This window comes from Arthrobacter yangruifuii, assembly GCF_009192775.1.
Lineage (GTDB): Bacteria > Actinomycetota > Actinomycetes > Actinomycetales > Micrococcaceae > Arthrobacter_B > Arthrobacter_B yangruifuii.
In genome coordinates, this window is the sequence record NZ_VTFX01000006.1 from 87,229 (window position 1) to 107,454 (window position 20,226).

The 20,226-nt window shown below is 67.3% G+C and carries 18 protein-coding genes; 6 read left to right on the forward strand and 12 right to left on the reverse strand.

Going from position 1 to position 20,226, the window contains the following annotated elements:
- Positions 1-12 precede the first annotated feature (12 nt).
- Positions 13-2,265, forward strand: coding sequence for a cytochrome P450 (locus GD627_RS14925; RefSeq protein WP_152273195.1), 2,253 nt, complete (start codon positions 13-15; stop codon positions 2,263-2,265).
- Between the two features lie 22 nt (positions 2,266-2,287).
- On the opposite strand, the gene GD627_RS14930 is transcribed toward GD627_RS14925, so the two are convergent.
- A complete protein-coding gene (locus tag GD627_RS14930; RefSeq protein WP_152273196.1) occupies positions 2,288-2,869 on the reverse strand; it encodes a TetR/AcrR family transcriptional regulator in 582 nt (193 codons plus the stop codon).
- Between the two features lie 415 nt (positions 2,870-3,284).
- On the reverse strand, positions 3,285-3,977 hold the full coding sequence (locus GD627_RS14940) for an SDR family NAD(P)-dependent oxidoreductase (RefSeq protein WP_152273198.1): 693 nt from the start codon (positions 3,975-3,977) through the stop codon (positions 3,285-3,287).
- Between the two features lie 101 nt (positions 3,978-4,078).
- Here GD627_RS14940 and GD627_RS14945 point away from each other — a divergent pair, with 101 nt between their 5' ends.
- Positions 4,079-4,975 (forward strand): helix-turn-helix transcriptional regulator, encoded by an 897-nt coding sequence (locus GD627_RS14945; protein WP_152273199.1) that lies wholly within the window; start codon positions 4,079-4,081, stop codon positions 4,973-4,975.
- A gap of 62 nt (positions 4,976-5,037) precedes the next feature.
- On the opposite strand, the gene GD627_RS14950 is transcribed toward GD627_RS14945, so the two are convergent.
- Complete coding sequence (locus tag GD627_RS14950) at positions 5,038-6,111, reverse strand: hypothetical protein (protein WP_152273200.1); 1,074 nt, start codon at positions 6,109-6,111, stop codon at positions 5,038-5,040.
- A 63-nt stretch (positions 6,112-6,174) separates the two neighbouring features.
- Here GD627_RS14950 and GD627_RS14955 point away from each other — a divergent pair, with 63 nt between their 5' ends.
- Entirely contained in the window at positions 6,175-6,771 is a 597-nt protein-coding gene (locus GD627_RS14955) for a TetR/AcrR family transcriptional regulator (protein ID WP_152273201.1), read from the forward strand.
- A 31-nt stretch (positions 6,772-6,802) separates the two neighbouring features.
- Here GD627_RS14955 and GD627_RS14960 read toward each other — a convergent pair whose 3' ends face one another.
- The 4 genes from GD627_RS14960 to GD627_RS14970 all read right to left on the reverse strand — a co-directional run bounded on the left by GD627_RS14960 (position 6,803) and on the right by GD627_RS14970 (position 11,044).
- On the reverse strand, positions 6,803-7,876 hold the full coding sequence (locus GD627_RS14960) for a DNA polymerase IV (protein ID WP_484463050.1): 1,074 nt from the start codon (positions 7,874-7,876) through the stop codon (positions 6,803-6,805).
- A gap of 129 nt (positions 7,877-8,005) precedes the next feature.
- On the reverse strand, positions 8,006-8,152 hold the full coding sequence (locus tag GD627_RS16615) for a hypothetical protein (protein ID WP_194266074.1): 147 nt from the start codon (positions 8,150-8,152) through the stop codon (positions 8,006-8,008).
- A gap of 98 nt (positions 8,153-8,250) precedes the next feature.
- On the reverse strand, positions 8,251-9,768 hold the full coding sequence (locus tag GD627_RS14965) for an LTA synthase family protein (RefSeq protein WP_246165549.1): 1,518 nt from the start codon (positions 9,766-9,768) through the stop codon (positions 8,251-8,253).
- Positions 9,769-10,015: 247 nt separating this feature from the next.
- Entirely contained in the window at positions 10,016-11,044 is a 1,029-nt protein-coding gene (locus tag GD627_RS14970; RefSeq protein WP_152273203.1) for an NADPH:quinone reductase, read from the reverse strand.
- 150 nt (positions 11,045-11,194) lie between these two features.
- On the opposite strand from GD627_RS14970, the gene galT reads away from it, so the two are divergent.
- Both galT and galK read left to right on the forward strand, forming a co-directional pair.
- Positions 11,195-12,325 carry a galactose-1-phosphate uridylyltransferase gene (galT, locus tag GD627_RS14975; RefSeq protein ID WP_152273204.1) on the forward strand — a complete coding sequence of 377 codons (1,131 nt, stop codon included), beginning with the start codon at positions 11,195-11,197 and terminating at the stop codon, positions 12,323-12,325.
- Positions 12,322-13,473: a galactokinase gene (galK, locus tag GD627_RS14980; protein WP_152273205.1), complete on the forward strand. Its 1,152-nt coding sequence runs from the start codon at positions 12,322-12,324 to the stop codon at positions 13,471-13,473. The genes galT and galK overlap by 4 nt, the downstream gene beginning before the upstream one ends.
- A 571-nt stretch (positions 13,474-14,044) precedes the next feature.
- On the opposite strand, the gene GD627_RS14985 is transcribed toward galK, so the two are convergent.
- From GD627_RS14985 to GD627_RS14995, 3 genes are all read right to left on the reverse strand, one after another.
- Positions 14,045-14,626, reverse strand: a complete 582-nt coding sequence (locus GD627_RS14985) for a Clp protease N-terminal domain-containing protein (RefSeq protein ID WP_152273206.1) — start codon at positions 14,624-14,626, stop codon at positions 14,045-14,047.
- A gap of 4 nt (positions 14,627-14,630) precedes the next feature.
- The gene (locus tag GD627_RS14990) at positions 14,631-14,846 is read right to left on the reverse strand and encodes a helix-turn-helix domain-containing protein (RefSeq protein ID WP_152273207.1); all 216 of its coding nucleotides are present in this window, start codon (positions 14,844-14,846) and stop codon (positions 14,631-14,633) included.
- Positions 14,847-14,983: 137 nt separating this feature from the next.
- On the reverse strand, positions 14,984-16,477 hold the full coding sequence (locus GD627_RS14995) for an MFS transporter (RefSeq protein ID WP_152273208.1): 1,494 nt from the start codon (positions 16,475-16,477) through the stop codon (positions 14,984-14,986).
- 55 nt (positions 16,478-16,532) lie between these two features.
- Between GD627_RS14995 and GD627_RS15000 the strand changes: the two genes are divergently transcribed.
- On the forward strand, positions 16,533-17,114 hold the full coding sequence (locus tag GD627_RS15000; protein ID WP_152273209.1) for a TetR/AcrR family transcriptional regulator: 582 nt from the start codon (positions 16,533-16,535) through the stop codon (positions 17,112-17,114).
- A gap of 36 nt (positions 17,115-17,150) precedes the next feature.
- Here GD627_RS15000 and GD627_RS15005 read toward each other — a convergent pair whose 3' ends face one another.
- Together GD627_RS15005 and GD627_RS15010 are read right to left on the reverse strand one after the other, a co-directional pair.
- A complete protein-coding gene (locus tag GD627_RS15005) occupies positions 17,151-17,879 on the reverse strand; it encodes a hypothetical protein (RefSeq protein ID WP_152273210.1) in 729 nt (242 codons plus the stop codon).
- Between the two features lie 189 nt (positions 17,880-18,068).
- A complete protein-coding gene (locus GD627_RS15010; protein ID WP_210250518.1) occupies positions 18,069-20,186 on the reverse strand; it encodes an NAD(P)/FAD-dependent oxidoreductase in 2,118 nt (705 codons plus the stop codon).
- Positions 20,187-20,226: the final 40 nt, after the last annotated feature.

Here is a 20,226-nt window from a genome sequence, read left to right on the forward strand (position 1 = left end):
TAAGGCCCCGCCATGACCGTTCTGCACAATGAAGCCCGTCCCGCGGGCCGCTGCCCGGTCGCCCACGGCTTTGATGCCATGGGCGATGACTACTACCGCGACCCGGCCCGCCACTTGGCGGAGGTCCGGGACGCCACCCCGGTGTTCTGGTACCCCTACCTCAACGCCTGGATCGTCACGAAGCGCGAGGACTGCCTGACGGTGCTCTCCGACTGGCGGACCTACTCCTCGGCGTCGAATTCCGCGGCGGATGTTCCCGAGAAGTATCAGGACATCTACCCGCCGGAGCTCGTGGCGAAAATGATCGTCGGGCAGGATCCGCCCGGGCACACGGAGGCCCGCTCCGTGGCGCAGCTGGGCTTCGTCAAGGAGCGCATGGACCGGCTCCAGCCCGAGATCGAGGCCCGCGCCCACCGGATCATCGACCGCTTCGAGAACAGCGGCACCGCCAACCTCCTTGAGGAATACTCCCTCGAACTGACCACCCAGACGATCATGGCGCTGCTGGGCCTGGACTATGAGCACGAGGCCATGCTGCGGCAGCTGCGCGATGATCTCTTCTCCGTGCTGTCCTCCGCCCACGAGCCGTTGCTGGAGCCGAAACGTTCCGAAGTGTGGGAGCGGTTTGTCGCTGCCAACCTGGTGCTGCGCGGCATCATTGACTCGCGGCGAGGTTCCGACGCCGACGACATCATCTCGGTGATGGCCTCGGCCCGGAAGGAGGACGGTTCCTGGGCACTGCCCACCCCGCAGATCGCGCTGCACGTCTCGGAATTTGCGGCTGCCGGCACTGACACCACCGCCCAGGCCATGACCAACGCGGTGATCTTCCTTTCCGAGAACCCCGGCGCCCTGCAGGATGCCATTGACGAACCCGAGCTGTGGCCGCGGGTCTTCGAGGAAACCGTCCGCCGTCGCCCCTCCTCCACATTCACCTCCCGCCGCGCGATGCACGACGTCGAACTGTCCGGGGTGAAAATCACAGCGGGAGACATGATCTGGGTCGGGTTGGCTGCGGCCAACACGGATCCGGACCATGTGGAACGGCCCTTCGAATTCGACATCCACCGTCCCGACCCCACCGACCATCTGGCCTTCACCGCCGGCCGGCACACCTGCCTGGGCAATCCGCTGGCCCGGGTGCAGGGTGCCACGGGTCTGCGGGTGCTCTTCGAACGGCTGCCCTCGCTGCGGCCGGACAACACCGAGGAGCTGGATTTCCTGCGCATGGCCCTGCTGCCGGTGCGCCGGTCCCTGAACGTGCACTGGGATGTGGCGGATGTCGAGCGGTCCCGGGACCGGGCCGTCCGGACCCTCAATCTGCAGGTGCTCGAGCGCCGGGAGGCTTCCGACGGGGTGGTCAGCCTGACTCTCGGCCATCCGGACGGCGGTGAGTTGCCGCACTGGAAGGCCGGGGCGCACGTAGACATCCACGTCCCCAACGGTGAACTCGAACCCTTCGTCCGGCAGTACTCGCTGTCCTCCGATCCGGAGGAGCGGACCACCTACCGGATCGGTGTGCTGAAGGAGGTCTCCGGGCGCGGCGGATCCGCCGCCGTCCACGAAGCCCTTCTGCCCGGTTCCCGGGTCACCGTGTCCTGGCCGCGCAACAACTTCCGCCTTGCTGCCGCCCCGCACTACCTCTTCATCGCCGGCGGCATCGGCATCACGCCGATCCTGGCCATGATCCGGGAGGCCGAGCGTGCAGGCTCCGACTGGCAGCTGGTTTACGGCGGCCGCACGCGGACATCGATGGCGTTCCTGGAGGAACTGGCGGTCTACGGGGACCGGATCACAGTGGTGCCGCAGGATGAACTCGGGCGCCTCGATCTGCCCGGCCTGCTAACCCAGCCGCGGGAGGACACCCTGATCTACGCGTGCGGCCCGGAGCCCCTGCTGCATGCCGCCGAGGAGCACGCCGCGCACTGGCCCAAGGATTCCCTGCGGCTGGAACGCTTCGCTCCCAAAATCATCGAGCGGACCCTGCCGAATACCCCGTTCGAGGTGGAGTTCGCCAACTCCGGCACCGTCGTGACGGTTGGCGCCGAGCAGACGATCCTGGAGGCAGCACAGGAGGCCGGCCTGCCGGTGCTTTCCTCCTGCAAGACCGGCACCTGCGGCACGTGTGAGACGCCGATTCTGTCCGGAACCGCCGACCACCGGGACTCGATCCTTACCGCCTCGGAACAGGAGGCCAACGGGACCCTCATGATCTGCGTGTCGCGTGCCGCCGGAGGCTGCCCCCGCCTGGTGCTCGGCCGCTGAGAGTATCCACGGGAGGACCCGGTCAGCCGCTGTACAACTGTGCCCACTGCCGGGCCAATGCGGCCAGGACCCGGTCCTCCCGTTCTTTATGCCCGCGGATATACAGGAAATAGAAGTTGCGTTCCAGGCTGGACATCAGGGTTGCCATGTGTGCTTCGCGGTCCTGCCGCTCATCGTCGGTCCGGCAGTCCCGGTACAGCGAAGTCTGGTCCGCACAGATCCTGGCGACCAGCCCCAGCCATTCATCCAGCACGGCCGGGTCCGTTGCCATGGCCTGGTTGATGGCCTCGAACTCCGTGGCATACCGCAGCCACATACTGCGGGCCGTTTCGAGCCAGGGCCGCAGGGTGCCCGGCGTATGGTCGGCCAGGCGGTCCAGGACCGCATACAGCTGGGCTACCTCGGTTTCAATCTCCCGCATCCGAGCCATGATGATCTGCGGTTTGCCGTTGAAGTAGAGGTAGAGATTGGCTCTGCTTCCGCCGGCCACGGAGGCTATCTGTGCCATGGAGGTTTGCTCATATCCCTGTTCCCGGAACAGCCGTAATGCCTCATCGACAATACGTTGCCGGGTGGCGGCGCTCTTGGCAGTGCGGGCAGTCATGCGGGGCTCCGGGGTAGGCGATATCCTGCGCGGCGGGCACCGCATTTTGTTATTGTCTCAAACTCACCATCCGCCGCGCGTAGGCGTGTGCCCTCCTGCGCCGCCAGCTGCCGGACGGCGTCGTGCACCTGCTCCGGCTCGGTGAGGTCCTGCTGCTGGTAGGTGGTTTCCCGGCTGTGTCCTCGGCCGCTGGACGAAGCGCAACTGGCCCCCGACGAGGCCGACGAGTTTATTGCCCGCGGCATGCTCATCAATACCCTGATGGCCTGTGGACGGAGATGGACCCGGACCCCGCAGGCAATCAGCTGGCCGAGCGAGTGCTGAGGAAACCACGGCCCCGCCCGCGGTCTGCCCGGCCCGATGGGAACCGGGCCGGGCAGATTGTGAGGGACAGGGCGGGCAGGATTGCGGAGCATTAGAAGGGGGCGGCACCGGACCTGTCGATGAACGTGCCAGTGGGGCCGGAGCCGCCGCGGGTGGCCAGCTCCACGATGGCGTCCGTTCCCTCGAATATTGTCTGGGTGCCCTGCCGCCCGTTGAAATCAGTGGCGGTGTAGCCGGGGTCCGCAGCATTGATGCGGAGCTCCGGGAACGCCTTGGCGTATTGCACGGTCAGCATGGTGACGGCGGACTTGGAGGAGGTGTAGAGCGGCATCACCACGGTGGACTCGACGCGCTCCGGGTCGTGCGCAAAGCCGAAGGAGCCCACTCCGCTGGTGACGTTCACAACCGTTCCCTCGGTGGACTCGCGCAGGAGCGGCAGGAAAGCGTGCATCACGCGGACAATGCCCACCACATTGGTGCCGTACACCGCCTCTGCGTCCGCTGCCGTCAGTTCCTCCGCCGGGGCGTAGGGTCCGGGAATGCCTGCGTTGTTGACCAGGACGTCCACGCCGCCGGCAGCTGCCACGGTCTTGGCTGCGGCCTCCACAGAGGAATCATCGGTGACATCGAGCTGGACGAACGTGCCGCCGAGTGCTTCGGCCGCTTCCCGCCCGCGGATTTCATCGCGAGCCCCCATCCAGACGGTATGCCCCGCCTCGAGGAGACGGCGTGCTGTTTCATAGCCCAGGCCTTTGTTGGCGCCGGTAATCAGTGTTGTTGTCATGGCTTTAGTCTTGGCCCGCTGTGGACTGATGTCGTGGCACGGGCCTGCATATGGACTGCCAGGGCCACCCAGAACCGGTTTGCGGCTGGCAGACTCTCTCCATGCAGGATTCTGATTTGGGTGCCATTCTCCGTTCCTGGCGTGACCGCCTGCAGCCGGCGGACGCGGGCCTGCCCGTCTACGGGTTCAGGCGGGCGCCGGGGCTGAAGCGGGAGGAGCTGGCCCAGCTGGCAGGTGTCAGTGTTGATTACCTGGTCCGCCTTGAGCAGGGCCGTGCCCGCCGGCCCTCCGCCCAGGTGGCGGCGGCACTGGCACGCGCGCTGCAACTGAGCGACGCCGAACGCTCCCATCTCTTCGAGATTTCCGGGCTGCTTCCGCCCGGGCCCGGAGAAGTTCCGACGCATATCCCGCCCAGCGTGCAGCGGCTGGTGGCGCGGCTCGGTGAAGTACCGGTCGCCGTATTCACTGCCGCCTGGGACCTGCTCTCCTTCAGTGCGCTATGGGCGGCGCTTCTCGGGGAGCCCGCCCCGCCCGACAAGGGCCGTCCCAATCTCCTGCGCTCGCACTTTGCCGGGAGAGCGCTGGGCAGCAGCGGAATCCGGATCATCTGTCCGGAGGGCAGCCTTGAGATCTTTGAAGCCTCCCTGGTGTCGGACCTGCGCCGTGCTTACGGAAGGTACCCGCATGACCGCAGGGTGCAGGAGCTGATTGCTGATCTGATTGCGTCCAGTGAGCGTTTCCGTGCACTGTGGGACAGCGGAACCGTCAGCGAGCACCAGTCCGAAATGAAAGTGGTGCAGAATGCCGTCGTCGGGGATGTGGAGCTGGACTGCGACATTTTCACCGTGGCCGGCACGGACCTGCACATTGTCGCCTACACCGCCGCCGCCGGATCCGAAGCGGCAGGGAAACTCGATTTCCTGCGCGTCTCGGCTGTCTCTGCTGCCGCGCCCGCATTGGCAAGTTCACCGCAGCCGCACGGTAGTCTGCATCCATGACATCGGAAACCCTGTAGCTGCGCCGGCCACCGTCGCCGTCGAGCTCTACCGCCAGCACGGCTTCACCGTTGAAGGGCAGCTGCGCGAGCAGTTCCGCCAGCCCGACGGCGGCCGGGCAGACGACGGGTGGACGGCACTGTTCCTGGACTGACGGTCCGGCTGCGGACGGCATGCAGGGCGATCAGGCCGCCTGCGGCAACAATCCACGCAAGAAGCACGAGGACCGGCCCCAGGGCATCGCGGCCGCCAAAGTAGCTGGCATCGCTGATGGCCCGGAAGGCGGCACCCGGCGGAAGCGCAGCACCGATATGCGCGATCGCGGCAGGCATGAGGAACGCACTGACGGTGGCGCCGCTGGAGGCGTTGCCCAGCGTGGTGAACGTGATCGTCGAGACGATATTGCCCAGCGGCCCCACGAGGCTGGCGATGGCCAGGGTGGCCAGCGAAACGCCGATTCCCAGGAGCGTCAGCACAGGAATCACTGCGGCCACGGGGGCCGGAACGGCCCCGTACACCGGCCCGGCCAGGATGGCCGCCACGGCGGCGATGGCGGCCGCGCCGACCACGAGGGTCAGGACCCGCCAGCGAAGCCGAACAAGTGCAGCCACCGAGTACATGATCTGCGCCAGGATGAACGATGCCAGGGTGACGCCGAAGACGAGATAGAAGCCGGAGAGCCCCTGCATGTCCTGCGCGGCAAGGGGTACGACGTCGGTGGTCGAGAGGATAGGCTGCTTCACCGCTTCGGCGAGCCCTGCCGCCAGGGCGGTCGCTGCGCCCACGGCACTTCGCCCGTTGGCTCCTGCGGTGAGCAGGTCCAGTCCGGGCGCCCCGGGATCCGGCACGAGCGCGGCCACCGCCGCATGGTCCTGGAGCAGCTGCGTCGCCGCCGCCGTGTCGGCGGCCTGGAGCACGGTCACCCTTTCACCCCAGGCATGCGAGGCGCCTTCAGCCATTTCCGTGCCGACCACAGCTATGGGCAGGTGGTCCGGCTGCGGATCGCGCTGCAGCCCAACGTAGAGCCCAACGAAGGCGGCTGCGACGGCGGCCCCCACCATGACCTGGCTGCCCAGCATGCCGACGAGGCGCCCGCCGGCCAGCCGGGGCGCAGGGGTGGTTGATTCTGGTGAGCTCATGATGTCCTCTCTGGTTGTAATCGGTTGATTACAACGTAAGTAATCGAATGATAACCTAATCCCATGAAGACACAAGACCCCAGCCGGTCCACTCCCCGGCTCCCTGCGGCAGAACGGCGCCAGGCTACGCTCGGTGCCGCCGCCGAGGTGTTCGCCCAGCATGGCTATTACGGCGCGACGACGGACCGGATCGCCCGGGAGGCCGGCATCAGCCAGGCGTACGTCGTGCGGATGTTCGGCAGCAAGGAGCAGCTTTTCCTTGCCGTCATGGGCCAGTCACTGGAGCTCATCCTCGACGGGTTCCGCAAGGCCCTGGCCGCGCCGGACGGTGAGGGGTCCACGATGGACCGGCTGGGGGCGGCCTACGTCATGCTGGCCGAGCAGCGGGGCGTCCACCTTCCCCTGATGCATGCCTTTGCCATGGGATCGGACCCGGTGATCGGGCCGGCAGCACGCGGCGGGTTCCTGCAGTTGCTGAAATTCCTGCTGGAGGAAGCGGAGCTTTCCCCCGCCGAGGCTGATGACTTCATTGCCCGGGGAATGCTCATCAATACCCTCATGGGCCTGCGGATGGAGATGGCTGCCGATCCTGCCGGCAGTCAGCTTGCCGACCGGGTGCTGAAGGGGTCACGCTCGGCCGGTCCAGAGACCGCCCGGTAGGGAATTCAGCACAGCGCGACCGTGGGGCCCTTCACCATCCGCCGCGGGTCGGGGTATGTCCCTGCCGCGCGTCGTCGGGCATCGTCATTTCCGCCCGCAGGCCCAGCAGTCGGATCGGGCGGCCGGGCTCGATGGCTCCGGCCAGGTCCAGGGCGCGGGCCAGGACATCCTCCCGGTCGAACGTTTCGGGGATCTTCTTCGCATGCGTCTTGGTGGTGAACGGGGCGTACCGGACCTTCAGGGTCAGCCCGATCACTGGCCGGCCCTCCGCAGCCACATCCGCCAGCACCTGCGCGGCCAGCTGCCGCACGGCGTCCTGCACCTGCTCCGGGTCGGTGAGGTCGGTCTGGAAGGTGGTTTCCCGTGAGTGTCCGCGGGCGACCCACGGGGTGTCATCAACCTCGCTGGAACCGTCCCCGCGCCCCAGCGACGCGTACCAGGGTCCCATTTTGGGGCCGAATTCCGGCACCAGAGACTGGGGGTCGGCCGCGGCGAGTTCGGCAACGGTGCTGATACCGAGCTTCGCCAGCCGGCCCGAGATCTTGTTCCCGACACCCCACAGCTCCTTGGTGGGACGGCCGCCCATCACGTCCAGCCAGTTTCCGGCAGTAAGGCTGAAGACGCCGGCGGGCTTGCCGAGATCGGTGGCGTTCTTGGCGCGGACCAGGGTGTCACCGATGCCCACGCTGCAGTGCAGCTGGGTCTGCTCCAGGACGGCGGCCTGCAGCTCCCGGGCATAGGCTTCCGGATCCTGGGTCGAGACGCCCACGAAGGCTTCATCCCAGCCCAGGACCTGCACGACGGCGCCGGGCCGGGCACGGAGGGTGGCCATCACGACGTCGGACGCCTCCAGGTAGGCCTCGGCGTCGACCGGCAGGATCACGGCGTCGGGCACCTTCCGGGCCGCGATCCGCAGCGGCATCCCCGACCCGACGCCGAACGCCTGGGCCTCGTAGGATGCGGTGGACACCACGGCGCGTTCGGTGGGATCGCCGCGGCCGCCGACGATGACCGGCTTGCCGGCCAGTTCGGGGCGCCGGAGCACCTCGACCGCGGCAATGAACTGGTCGAGGTCAACGTGCAGCACCCAGGGCGTAGCGTCCACGCGACCAGTTTGCCCTATCGGGCGCTCAGCCGCACCGCCTCACCCGCCGATGCTGTCCGGTTCCGCGGCGTCCGGCAGGCTCACGCACGCCGGAAAGGACGCCGGGCGTGAGCCGGCCCGCAGGCCCGCTTACTTCTTTTTGGAGGGTGCAGGTTTAGCGGTGGCCTTGTCGGCCGAGCTGGCCGGAGCTGCCGCGGCTTTCTTGTCGGCGCGTTTTTCCTTAATGGATTTGCTGGACTTCTTGGATGCTGCCTGGCGCGGGGACTTGTCTGACATGTTCGCTCCTCTAGCGGAACCGAAGGGGTTCCAGACTCCGAACCATACAGGTACGGTCCTAGCCAGAGTCACGCACGACGCGCCCTCTTTGGAAGGGGCTACTTGACTGCGCCCGGCCCGGCCCAGGCCTGGGCGTAGAACTGCGGGGACAGGGACTTGAGCAGCTCCGCGTAGGCTTCCGGTTCCAGCGCCTGCGCCGATCCGGCAGGGACTTCCGGCGCCAGGGCGGAGACACCCAAACCTGCTTCTCTGTCTTTCAGGGTCAGGCCGGCGGCTTCCAGGATGGTCGGGTACATGTTCAGCTGGTCCACGCCGGGGCGCAGCGGCGCGGAGGCGTCCCGGCCCGGAATCCAGATCCGGTTGAAGACGGTGCGGTTGCCGTGGTGGTCCAGCTGCTCGTGGAAAGCGTCGCCGGCGCTCATGTGCTTGAGATGGTCGCCCATGATCACCACGGCGGTGTCCTCGAGATACCCCTGCTGTTTCATGTAGTCCACAAAGCCGGCCACCTGGGTCATGGAGCAGGCGAACACCGAGGTGACGTTGTTTTCCGTATCCACGTCGCAGTAGTTGTACACATGCACCGGCTCATGGGTGTCCAGCGTCAACATGGAGAGGTTGAACGGCTTGCCGGTCTGTTCCGCCTCGGCATGCAGGCGGTCAACCTCTTCCTTGGCGTGGGCCATCAGGCGTTCATCGCTCAGGCCCCAGTCCTTGCGGAAGTTTTCCTCCGGTTCGCCGGCGGCACGCCAGTCGTCGAGGCCCTTCACCGAGGAATAGCCGTGGGTGCCCAGGAACACGTCCTTCGCCGCGAAGGACGAGTTGGCGCCGCCCAGGAAGACATTGGTGTACCCGTGCTCGGCAAGGACATCGCCGAGGCAGATGGACCCGCCCAGGTAGGTGTCGCCGTCGTCGTCGAGGTTGCCTGCGTCGCTGCTCTCCCCGGAGCCAACGCCCTTCAGCGGAACGCCGCACTGCGTCGAGACGAGGCCGGCCATGGTCCAGCCGCCGCCCTCGTACTGCTGGTAGTTTTCCACGCTCTGCCAGCCAGGCTGGGTGGCGTTGGTCAGCGGGAGGAACGCGTTCTTTTCGAAGAGCTGGTCATCCTCGAGGGTGGCCTCGCCGGATTCCAGGTAAATCAGCACCAGGTTGCGTTTCTGCTTGTCGCCGGTGACGGTTGGCTCCACGTAGTAGTCGCCGATGTTGTATTTGGAGTTCGCGGCCTTGATGTAATCGGCCATGCCCACGGTGGTGGCAAAGGCCGTGGTGCCGCCCACCACCACTGCGCCTACCAGGACCGCCGCAACGGTGCGCCGAAGCCAGGGGCGGCGCGGCTCCTGGCCGGTGCTGCGGCGTTTGCGGCGGCGGTAGTACTGCCAGAGGGCAATGCCGGCTGTGATGAGCAGGGGCAGGACGCCGACGCCGATGATGCCGAGCCAGACGATGCCGCCGCCGCCGCCGTCGGTCTCCACCGAAACGAGGTTCAGGAGCATCTGCCCCACCGAGATCTCACCCCAGAAGAAGTGGATGCCGGCGGCGGCGATCAGCAGCACAAGGCCAAGCCAGATCAGGACGTAGACGAGCACACGCCCCACAACGACGCCGACCCGTCGGGTCACGTCTAGAATCTGGCCGGACATTGCAATACCTCACGTTCCCCGCGGTTTGGCTGGACACCCTTGACAACCAGCCCGGTGAGGGGTGGAAGAAGAATAGTACCGTCATGCTACCCGCTCAACCTTGGGCTAGCCGGTACACCCGGCTTCTCCGCGTCCTTGCGGAGAGCCGCTGCGCGGCCGCGGAAAGGGCGCGACACGGAAAAGGCCCCGCCGTAAGGCAGGGCCCCTTCCGCGCAGCGGGCCTCGGTTAGGCGGCACCGGTTTCGCCGGCAACCCGGATGAGGATTTTCCCGGTGGTGCCGTTCTCGACCGCGTCGTGTGCTGCCGCGGTCTCCTCCAGCGGGAACCAGGTGAGGGGGAGCCCGGCGGCCTCTCCGACGGGCAGGGCGCCGTCCCGCAGGGCAGCGGTAATATCCTCCGCCGCGGCGTGCTGGGCCTCGGTTCCCACTGTGTAAATGAGCACACCCTGCCAGCGGACGTTCTTGGCGAAGCTGGCGACAATCGGCGCCGTGAACTCCTCGCCGTTGTTGTTGGCGTAGTAGGCGATGCTGCCGTGGTTGGCGATCACGTCCACATCGAGGGCTGCGTTCTGGGCAGGGGACACCTCGACGATGGCGTCTACGCCGTTCGGGGCGATCTCACGGATGCGCTCAGCCAATGCGTCGTCGGGGTACCGAACCACGTGGTGCGCGCCGGCGGCGCCGGCCAGCTGCTCCTTCGCGTCGCTGCTGACCGTCGCAATCACGGTGGCACCCGCCCAGACAGCGAATTGGATGGCAGCGTGGCCCACGGCTCCGGCGCCGCCCTGGACGAGGACCATGCGTCCCTCAAGCGCGCCGGGAGCGAGGCGGGACGGGCCGTTCTCGTGGACGGTCAGGGCGCGGTGCGCCGTCATGGCCGGCACGCCGAGGCTGGCCGCGGCGTCGAACCCGATGCCCTCGGGCAGCTTCACTGCGCGGTCGGCGGGGAGGACGGTGAATTCGGCGGCGGTTCCGGTCGGCCGGCCGTGGGCAGCGAGGTAGATCCACACTCGGTCACCCACCTGCAGGTCGGTGACGCCGTCTCCGACGGCGTCCACCGTGCCGGCCCCGTCCTGGTTCGGGACCACCTCGGGGAAGGCAAGGTCGCCGGCGGCGCGGGCCTTCCAGTCCGTCGGGTTCACACCCGAAACAGCGACGCGGACCCGCACTTCGCCCGGACCGGGAGCGGCGACGTCGCGGTCCACGAGCGAGAGGACGGAAGAGGAACCTGTGGCGGAGTACACGATTGCTTTCATGGGCGGTACAAGAGGGATGGTCTGTGTTCTATTCCCGGAAGGGACAGACGGCGGCGCCCCCATCCCTTCTCCGCCGTGATAAATTTTGTTCGTTTCAGTGCGGACCCGTTCCTCCGTCCTGCGTCCGCTGCGACCCCCGGAAGGGCGCCCATGACCTTTGTTACCCCCACCAGGCTGTCCGACGGGCGGGAGCTGATCTACTTCGACGCGGACGAGGAGAGCGCAGCACGGCACCGCGGCCCCGCAGCAGCCCGGGACGCGCGGGGACTGCCCGCACGCGGTCCCGCGGGAACCGTACGGTATGACGCGCTCACCGGGGAATGGATCGCCGTCGCCGCCCACCGGCAGTCCCGCACCCACCTGCCGCCCGCGGACCAGTGCCCGCTCTGCCCCGCGGCGCCGGGGCACCTGTCCGAGATTCCCGCCTCCGATTATGAGGTGGTGGTATTCGAGAACCGGTTCCCCTCCTTCGGACCGGACCTCGGCGAGCTCCCGGCCGCACCGGAATGGGGAACGACGGCGACGGCGTACGGGAGGTGCGAAGTGGTGGCCTTCGACCCGGCACACGAAGGTTCTTTCGGTTCCCTCACCCCTGCGCGTGCCCGGACCGTCATCGATGCCTGGGCACAGCGTACCGAGGCGCTGTCCGCGATGCCCGGCATCCGGCAGGTCTTCTGCTTCGAGAACCGCGGAGCCGAGATAGGCGTGACACTCCTGCACCCGCACGGACAGATTTACGCGTATCCGTTCCTGCCGCCGCGCGCGGCAACCCTGGCGGCACGGGCAGCTGCGTTCCACGCCGCATCCGGAGGGAAACAGACCCTCGTGGGCCACGCCCTCGCCTCCGAGCGGGCTTCCGGGGAGCGGATAGTGATTGAGGGCAGGCATTTCAGTGCCTTTGTGCCCTTCGCCGCACGGTGGCCGCTGGAGGTCCACCTGGTTCCCCACCGGCAGGTCGCGGACCTTTCGGGGCTGACCGGCGAGGAGCGCGACGAGCTCACTACGCTCTACCTCGATCTCCTCGGCCGCATCGACGCCCTGTATCCCACGCCCACGCCCTATATTGCAGCCTGGCAGCAGGCGCCGGTTGATCCCGCGCTGCGGCCTGCCGGACACCTGCACCTGCAGCTGACCTCGCCCCGCCGGGCCGCCGACAAGCTGAAATTCCTTGCCGGATCCGAAGCGGCGATGGGCGCCTTTATTAACGACACCACTCCTGAGGCCGTCGCCCAGTCGCTGCGCAACGCCGTCGGCCGCTCCGCCGGAAAGGACCGGTCATGAATTCCGCCGCGCTCGCGGCCGCCTTTGCCGAGCGCTTCGGTACGGAGCCGGACGGCCTGTGGTCAGCGCCCGGCCGCGTCAACGTCATCGGCGAGCATACGGACTACAACGCCGGCTTCGTCCTGCCGTTCGCCATCAAACACTCGACGACGGTTGCCGCCGCCGTGCGCCGCGACCGGACGGTCCGGGTCTCATCCACCTTCGCGCCCGACGACGAGCCCGTGGAAGCGGACCTTGACCTCCTCACCGAAGGCGGCGTCCACGGCTGGGCCGCCTACCCTCTCGGAGTCCTCTGGGCCATGGAGCAGTCCGGGCACCGCTGTCCCGGCCTGGACCTGCTGGTCGATTCCAATGTGCCCGTGGGAGCAGGCCTGTCGTCTTCCGCCGCGCTGGAATGCGCCGTCGCGGTTGCCGTCACGGACCTCGCGCAGACAGGCATGTCCCGCCGGGAGCTGGCCGGCATCGGGCAGCTCGCGGAGAACCGGATGGTGGGTGCGCCCACCGGCATCATGGACCAGTCCGCCTCCCTCCTCGGTAAGCCGGGCCATGCCGTCTTCCTCGACTGCCGTTCCGGCGAAGCCCGGCTTGTTCCCCTCGATCTGGAGGCGGCCGGGCTGGAGCTGCTGGTGATTGACACCCGCGTCAGCCACTCCCACTCCACCGGCGGCTATGCCGCGCGCCGTCGTTCCTGCGAGCTCGGCGCCGAACAGATGGGTGTTCCCGCACTTCGGGATCTGACCGTCGGGGACCTCGGCCGGGCAGCCGATGTGCTGGAGGAGGAAACGTTCCGGCGCGTCCGTCACGTGGTGACCGAGAACGCGCGGGTGGAAGCCGCCGTCGAGGTGCTCACCGGCAGCAGCCCCGCCGCACTCGGACCGCTGCTCGTTGCCAGCCACGCGTCGATGCGTGATGACTTCGAAATCTCCTGCCCCGAGCTGGACACAGCGGTGGAGGCAGCCCTGGCAGCCGGAGCCCTCGGAGCCCGTATGACGGGCGGCGGCTTCGGCGGCTCCGCCATTGCACTGGCGCGGGTCTCGGACGTGCCGGCGATCCGGTCTGCCGTTGAGCAGGCCTTCGCCTCCGCGGACTTCCGCGCACCGGGCATCTTCAGCGTCCTTCCCGGGGCCGGGGCGGGCCGGGCCGGCTGAGGAGCGGACCGCCGGCTGAGGGCGGCGCGCCCTGGGGCATCGGAGTTTCGCGGCGGGTTCCTGCTGGCCCGCCCTCTATGCATCCGCGGCCGTGCCCCTTACAGCGGGAGGGCCGGACCGCCCGCAGGGGACGATCCGGCCCATGTCCTGCGACGGTGGACTACTTCTGGTCGTCCTTATGTCCGTCGACGGTGTCCTTCACCTTGTCCTTCGCCTGGTCCACCTTCTCCGGGTGGTCCTTGGCTGCGTCCTTTGCCTTATCTGCCATGCCGCCTAGATCTGCCATCGGATTCTGCCCTTTCGGCTGTGCGGTCCGGAACTCGTACGGCCCCGGCTGGGTATCCCCATCCTGCACCACTCTGCCGGTTTGGAACCCGTAGTCTGCTGTTTTTCTCGGCAGAGTGCGTTCGGGGCGGTTTGCTGCCGTGGCCCACCTTTCCCGACTGCCGGACGAGGCCCAGCTGAATGACGCGCTGCTGCCGCGCCGGCAACGTGATGACCATCCTCGCACCGGGCACCGCCGTCGAGGTGCTACCCGGATGCGGAACCGCCTGGCCGCCGACGGCCGGGACTAGGCCGCGGCGTCCATGGTGCCGAGAATCCGACCCCGCAGGTCTTCCGGCCCCACGTGTCGACTGATCAGGGACAGAGCGGCGGGGTCGGCACCGCGGAGGATCCCCAGCAGGAGATGTTCCGTCCCGATGTACCCGTCCTTCCGGGCCGTTGATTCGCGCAGGCTGTTCGTCAGTACGGCCTTCGCGCCGCTGCTGAAGGGCAGGTGCCCGCCTTTGAGGGAGTCGAACAGGTGACGGCGCCGCGGGGCGGGACCGGCGGCGGCGTCCAGGGTGCCTTCCCCGAATTGCGCATCGACGGCGCGGCGCACCTCGTCCAGGTCGATACCGACGGATTCCAAGGCGGCGGCGTCGTCGTACCCGGAGTCCGGTCCCACGGCGCGTAGGTCCGCACGCAGCTGCGCTGACGTGAGGCCGCACTCGGCCAGCACGGACGCCAGCCGAGGGGTGGATGTTTCCACGGCGGACACCGCGCCGATCAGCACGTGCACCGGGAGGATCTGGGTCGCCTCCAAGGTGCGGGCTTCTTCCTGGGTGAGGACGACACTTTGGCGGGCTTGCTGAGTGAACCGTTCAAACATGGCGTTACTTCGCTTTCCGGTTGTACTTCTGGTGCACTGCCTGCTTACTGATGCCGAGCTGGTCGGCGATGGCCTGCCAGGACCAGCCCTGCGCCCGGGCATTGGCCACCTGCACGGCCTCGAGCTGGTCGCGCAGCCTACCGAGGGCGACGACGGCGCGCAGCCCGGTGGCCGGATCGGGACTCGCCGCCGCGGCGGCCAAGGGGGAATTGTCTTCCATAAGCGTCAATCTAGATTGACGATCAGGATGCGTCAAGAGGAATTGACGAATCGGTGAATCCGCCGGTGCCGCCGGGTCTCTGGAAACAGCAAAGGAGGCCCGAATGTCCGGACCTCCTTTGCTGCAGCGCGCGGAAACTAGCCGACGTGCGCCATATCGGGAACCTTCATCAGGTCCTCCTTGGCCGGACGGATCATAAAGAAGCCGATCGGAGCGGCGAGGAACAGCGCGACGCCGGCCCAGATGAACGCCGTGGAGTAGCCGCTGACGAGCGCCTCGAGCTGCGCGGCCGGCCGGCCGCCGTTGCTGCTCAGGTAGGACGTGATGCCGGCGGTGTAGACGGCCGTGAACAGGGCGGTGCCGATGGACCCGCCGATCTGCTGGGTGGCCGAAACGGCGGCGCTGGCCACGCCGGCGTCGTGCTCGTCAATGCCGGCCAGGGCCACGTTCTGCAGCGGCACGAAGATCATTGCCAAGCCGAAGCCCAGCAGGATCAGGCCGGGCAGGACCTCCAGCGCGTAGTTCCCTTCCACCGTGATGAAGGAGAGCCAGATCAGTCCGGCGGCGCCGACGATCGGCCCCACGGTCATGGGCAGGCGGACGCCGGTGCGCGGCAGCAGGTTGGACAGCACGCCGGCGCCGACCATGATCGCCAGGGTCATCGGCAGCGAGGCCAGGCCGGACTTCAGCGGCGAGTAGCCGAGCACAATCTGGAAATAGAAGATCAGGAACAGGATGCCGCCCAGCAGGGCAGCGCCGGTCAGCGTGGAGGTCAGGAACGCGCCGCCGCGGACCCGGTTGGCCAGCACGCGCAGGGGCAGCAGCGGGTTGGAGACGCGGCTTTCCACAAACACGAACAGCGCCAGGATCAGCACGCCGGCGGCAAGGAAAGCAATGGTTTCAACACGTGCCCAGCCGTTTTCGGCCTGCGAGAACCCGTATACGAGCGAGGCGAGACCGGCCACCACCAGGATGGCGCCGGGCAGGTCGTAGCGGGTGTTGCCGTGGGCTTTGCTCTCCCGGATCAGCGGCAGTGCGGCGGCCATGGCGACAATCGCGATGGGGACGTTGACCAGCAGGCACCAGTTCCAGCTGGCGTACTGCGTGAGGACGCCGCCCAGCAGCAGGCCGATGGCCGCGCCGCCGCCGCCGATGGCACCGTACACGGCGAAGGCCTTGATGCGGTCCTTGCCTGAGGGGAAGGTGATGGTCAGGATGGCGAGCGACGCCGGTGCCAGCAGTGCGGCGAAGGCGCCCTGCAGGCCGCGGGCAGCCAGGAGCATTTCGGTGCTTTCCGCAAAACCCCCGATGGCGGAAGCCGCGGCAAAGCCGGCCATTCCCACCATGAACGTGCGCTTGCGGCCCCAGTAATCGGCAATGCGTCCGCCGAGCAGCAGCAGCGAGCCGAAGGCCAGGGCGTAGATCGTGACCACCCAGGTGCGGTCGCCGTCGGACATGCCCAGTTCGCGCTGCGCGTCCGGCAGGGCGATGTTCACGATGGTGCCGTCCAGGACCACCATCAGCTGGGCCAGCGCCAGGACGGCCAGCAGCAGCCAGCGGTGCGGATGCGCGGAGTGATCGTGCGCCGGAGTGGTGGCCTGCTGCAGGCCGGAGGGGGTGGTGCGGTCCATAAAGCGGAAATCCTCATCAAACGAACTGGTTGGTTGGCTTAGATAGACTACAGGGATGAGAACCGACGGCGAAGCCACGCGGGCCAGGATCCTGGCCGCAGCACGAAAAGAATTTGCCCGGTACGGCCTGGCCGGTGCCCGGGTGGACCGCATTGCCGAAGAGGCGCGGGCCAGCAAGGAACGCCTTTACGCGTACTTCGGCGGCAAGAGTGCGTTGTTCGCCGCGGTGCTGGCCGCCAATCTCCGGGAGACCACGGACCAGGTTCCCCGGGACGCGCTGGATCTTCCCGGGTTTGTGGGTGCCCTATATGACCATGCGTTGGAGCACCCCGAGCATCTGCGCATGCTGGACTGGGCCCGGCTCGAGGGGGCGCCGGATGCGCTCGCGCCCTCCAGCCGCCCGGGACCGGCGTCGGCCGATATTGCCGCCGCCCAGGCGCGGGGGATCATCGATCCCGCCTGGGATCCGGATGACCTGATGACCCTGCTTTTTTCACTGGCCACTGCCTGGGCGCAGTCCCCGGAACTGCTCTATACCGGCAAGACCGAGGATTCCGACGCCGCCCGCGAACGACGCCGGCAGGCCGCCATTGCTGCGGCCTGCAAACTGTTGGCGCCTGCGGAAACGAAGCAGTAGACCCGGCCAGCCGAGGCTGCGCTCCCAAAACCGGGATTATCCGCCGGTGTTTTCGGAGGGAGGTGTCTCCGTGTCTTTGATAGCGGTCGTGCCGCCCCGGTTTTCCCCGAGCTTCAATTTCTCTGCCTCGCGCACGCCGGCAGCAGTGGCCCCTTGGCCGAAATAGAATCCCACGATGGCAATCAGCAGGGTGGAGAAGATGGTCATCAGATCGCCGGCGAAAACCGTACTGTTCTCATGCGGATTGGCAAGAGTGACTGTGTAGGTGGCGGGCTGGCCGTCCATGGCGGTCTCTGGCGCTATGTGCAGCACCCGGTCTCTGGGAAGGGCATCCAGTGCCTCCTGGGTTACCCCTGCGCTCTCGATGCCAACGTCCTCTCCCGCGCGGAGCTCACTGTAAACGTGAATTGAGGTAACCGAGAAAACAACCACGATAATGAGTGCCAGAACGGCACTGATGCTCCCGTGGGGCAGGCTTAGTGCACCCCGTTCGGACGCGTCGTTGCCGCTGATCCATCGACCCAGTGCGGCGAATACGAAGAGGATGCCAAAGATGATCAGGGTTCCCGCAGCGAAGGCGATGAACAGGTAAGCCAGACTCCCGGACCCGCTCTCAGTTGAAGAGCCACCCACGGGCGGGGGCGTGGAGACGAGGCGAGGGGCGGCGGCAGAGGCAGCGAGAACCAGCGCGAGGATGACCACTAAGGCGAGGAACACAGCGAGTACCTTGTATTCCCGGCTGATTCCTCCCAGATTTGCGCTCATGCCGTCTCCTCGGGTCGAAGAGTTTTCCGGGGATGGAGTTGAATCCAGTGTCATCCCAAGCGGCGGCGATATAAACGGCGAATGGGCTTATGGGGCTCGACAGCCGCGGATCAGTCGCCGTGTTTCTCAGGCCGATCGGCAACGGCTGCGCCCCGATGCGGACATCAGGGGCGCAGCCGAGGTGCCGGACTACAGCTCCGTAGTCACCTTCCACGATGAGTGGATGGCGCCGTGGATGTAGTTGACCGCGCCCGCGTCACCGACGACGTCGACGCCGATGCCAAGGTCCGCAGCCCGCAGCTCGTCCGCCAGGGGAGAGGCCGACGTCGTGCCGTCCGCATAGACCACCATGTCCGCCGGGGCGGAGAAGGATTCGCCGCCCTCGGTCCATTCCACGCTCTTCTCCGTGATGCGGGTGATGGAGACGTTGCGGTGGATCTTCACGCCGTGCTTTTCGGCGTCCTTGACCGCGGTCCAACGCCGCGGCATGGCCAGCGGCAGGCCGAGCTGCTGCTTCTCGTGCAGCAGTGTGACGCGGCGGCCCCGCTCGGCCACGAATTCGGAGAGTTCCAGGCCTACGAGCGAACCGCCGATCACCACGACGTCCTTGCCCATGGGCAGCCAGAACTTGGTGAACTGTCGGACGAACTCCGGGCTCTTGGTCACGCCGGACAGGCGGCCGAGTTTGCCCAAGGTGCTCAGCAGGGCGCCGGCTTCCTCAGCGGTGGCGGTGCCGAGCATCATGGCCCGCAGGGTGTCACCGGTCTGCACATTCGGCAGGTCCCCGCCCGGGAAGTCCGGCTTGGGGCGGACGGCGCCGGTGGCCACAATAACGTGGTCCGGGCGCAGCGCCTTGATGGATTCCACCGTTGCCGGAGTGTTCAGCTTCACCGCGATGTTCAGGCGCTTGATTTCGGCCTTGAACCACTTCAGCAGGCGTTCATTGTCCGGGGTGGTCATGGTGGAGAACCACATGGTGCCGCCGAGGCGGTCCGACTTGTCCACCACGGTGACCCGGTGGCCGCGTTCGGTGAGCACCCGGGCGCTCTCGAGGCCGGCAGGTCCGGCGCCTACAACCACCACGTGCTTGGAGGCAGAAGCCGGCTTCAGCGGCAGCAGGGCCTCGTTGCCCAGGGCCGGGTTGACCGCACAGAACGGGGTGTCGTCGAAGAAGTTCTCGGCGACGCAGAGGTAGCAGTTGATGCAGGGGCGTACTTGGTCGAACTTGCCGTCGCGAAGCTTGTTCGGCAGCTCCGGATCGGCCAGCAGCTGGCGTCCCATGGCGGCGAAGTCGATCTGCCCTGCGGCCAGGGCCTTCTCGGAGACTTCCGGCAGCATGCGGCCAACAGCGATCACCGGGAGGGAGACGTGCTTCTTGATCTCCGCCGCGTTCGCCAGATAGGCGCCGACCTTGTTGGGCAGCGGGCCGTCGGTGAAGTTGTCGAAGGGATTGCGGCCCCAGCCGGTGACGTGGATGGCGTCCGCGCCGGCCTGCTCGAACAGCTTGGAGGCTTCAACCGCTTCGTCGAGTGTCAGGCCGCCGTCCTGCCCGTATTGCTCGCCGGCCACGCGGACCAGGATGGCCAGGCGGTCGCCCACGCGTTGCTTGACGGCGCTGATGACCTCGCAGGCGAGCCGGGCACGGTTTTCCAGCGAACCGCCGTATTGGTCCGTGCGCTTGTTGTCCCGCTGGTTCAGGAACACGCCCAGGATATAGCCGTGCGCCGCGTGGATTTCGACGGCGTCGCAGCCGGCCTTGGCAATGCGTTCGGCGGCGTCTGCCCAGGTCTCGATCAGCCAGGCGATGTCCTCGTCGGTCATCTCGCGGTATTCGGTCTGCTTGCCGGCCGTCGCGGCGCCCATCTTGCCGAGCTCTTCGCGGGTGCTGTCCGCCAGGGCGGACATGTCATACGTGTAGTCGGGCTGGTTGGGGGCGAATACGGGCCGGTCATTGGCGACGTCGACGCGGGCTACCTTGCCGTGGTGCGTGGACTGGATACACAGCTTGCTGCCGGCGGCGTGGACGGCATCGGCCAGCGCCTTGAGCCCGGGAATGTACTTGTCATCCGAGAGACCCGGCTCCTTCATCGACGCCGCGCCGTGCGGGAAGGCGATGGCGCAGGCACCGGTGATGATCAGGCCCGCGCCGCCGGCCGCGCGGGACACATAGTGGTCAATCTCCGGCTGCTCGATCTCACCGTGCTCCGAGACATTCATGTCCATTGCGGGGAGAACGATGCGGTTGTGCGTTTCCATCGGGCCGATACGGCCCGGGGACATCAAATGGGGGAAGGTTTTAGTGCTCACAGTGGTACTTTACCGCTGATGTTTACACCGTAAACACTCG

Coding starts and splice junctions, on each gene's coding strand:
- GD627_RS16615 (WP_194266074.1), bottom strand. CDS start 8,152: ATGTCAGACAAGTCCCCGCGCCAGGCAGCATCCAAGAAGTCCAGCAAA.
- GD627_RS14940 (WP_152273198.1), bottom strand. CDS start 3,977: ATGACAACAACACTGATTACCGGCGCCAACAAAGGCCTGGGCTATGAA.
- GD627_RS14945 (WP_152273199.1), top strand. CDS start 4,079: ATGCAGGATTCTGATTTGGGTGCCATTCTCCGTTCCTGGCGTGACCGC.
- GD627_RS15005 (WP_152273210.1), bottom strand. CDS start 17,879: ATGAGCGCAAATCTGGGAGGAATCAGCCGGGAATACAAGGTACTCGCT.
- GD627_RS14930 (WP_152273196.1), bottom strand. CDS start 2,869: ATGACTGCCCGCACTGCCAAGAGCGCCGCCACCCGGCAACGTATTGTC.
- GD627_RS14955 (WP_152273201.1), top strand. CDS start 6,175: ATGAAGACACAAGACCCCAGCCGGTCCACTCCCCGGCTCCCTGCGGCA.
- GD627_RS14985 (WP_152273206.1), bottom strand. CDS start 14,626: ATGTTTGAACGGTTCACTCAGCAAGCCCGCCAAAGTGTCGTCCTCACC.
- GD627_RS14970 (WP_152273203.1), bottom strand. CDS start 11,044: ATGAAAGCAATCGTGTACTCCGCCACAGGTTCCTCTTCCGTCCTCTCG.
- GD627_RS14990 (WP_152273207.1), bottom strand. CDS start 14,846: ATGGAAGACAATTCCCCCTTGGCCGCCGCGGCGGCGAGTCCCGATCCG.
- galT (WP_152273204.1), top strand. CDS start 11,195: ATGACCTTTGTTACCCCCACCAGGCTGTCCGACGGGCGGGAGCTGATC.
- GD627_RS14995 (WP_152273208.1), bottom strand. CDS start 16,477: ATGGACCGCACCACCCCCTCCGGCCTGCAGCAGGCCACCACTCCGGCG.
- GD627_RS14950 (WP_152273200.1), bottom strand. CDS start 6,111: ATGAGCTCACCAGAATCAACCACCCCTGCGCCCCGGCTGGCCGGCGGG.
- GD627_RS14925 (WP_152273195.1), top strand. CDS start 13: ATGACCGTTCTGCACAATGAAGCCCGTCCCGCGGGCCGCTGCCCGGTC.
- galK (WP_152273205.1), top strand. CDS start 12,322: ATGAATTCCGCCGCGCTCGCGGCCGCCTTTGCCGAGCGCTTCGGTACG.
- GD627_RS15000 (WP_152273209.1), top strand. CDS start 16,533: ATGAGAACCGACGGCGAAGCCACGCGGGCCAGGATCCTGGCCGCAGCA.